The organism is Methylobacterium sp. C33D (assembly GCF_053345825.1).
This window is the reverse complement of record NZ_JBKFAV010000129.1, coordinates 1-530: the sequence shown is the minus strand read 5'-3', so window position 1 is coordinate 530 and position 530 is coordinate 1. Positions and strand designations below refer to the sequence as shown.

At 63.4% G+C, this 530-nt stretch carries 1 protein-coding gene and 2 pseudogenes; 2 read left to right on the top strand and 1 reads right to left on the bottom strand.

The features are described from left to right. The coding region (locus ACLBXO_RS31705; protein WP_447687912.1) for an IS3 family transposase at window positions 1-94 on the top strand (94 nt) is incomplete at its 5' end. Window positions 95-126: 32 nt separating this feature from the next. Here the strand turns inward: ACLBXO_RS31705 and ACLBXO_RS31700 are convergent. Next, a pseudogene (locus tag ACLBXO_RS31700) lies at window positions 127-222 on the bottom strand (transposase); the annotation flags it as partial. 79 nt (window positions 223-301) lie between these two features. Here ACLBXO_RS31700 and ACLBXO_RS31695 point away from each other — a divergent pair. Then, window positions 302-514 (top strand): annotated as a pseudogene (locus ACLBXO_RS31695) (transposase); the annotation flags it as partial. Between the last annotated feature and the right edge of the window lie 16 nt (window positions 515-530).

Sequence of the window (530 nt, the reverse complement as noted above, 5' to 3'; positions counted from 1 at the left end):
GTTCGCCTACATCGAGGGCTACTACAATCGGCAACGCATCCACTCGGCACTCGGCTATCTCACGCCCGAGCAAGCCGAGAGGACCGCGAAATGATCTCCCTGTGTCCGCGCCACCGAGGGAGGATCACCCATCCGGCGCAGCACCTCCGCGACCGGTGTCCCGGTCTCGGCCTGCTTCAGCGCGAAGGCGATTTGCTCTTCGGTAAACCTGCTCTTCTTCACGGCTCTGCTCCTCCCGTCAGGGTCTCACAGAACCGGAAAACTCGCACTCACGCCGGACCAAAGCGATGGGGGGACGTCAGAGGCGGTGGGAGCCCGGCTGCTCTACCTCCCGGCATACTCGCCCGACTTCAACCCGATCGAGATGGCCTTCGCGAAGCTGAAGGCGCTCCTGCGCAGTGCAGCGGCGCGAACTATCCCAGACCTCTGGGATGCCATACGGCGCAGCCTAACCCGCTTCGCGCCAGCTGAATGTCGAGCCTACCTTGCCGCTGCAGGATACAACGCAACCTGATCGGATGCCGCTCTAG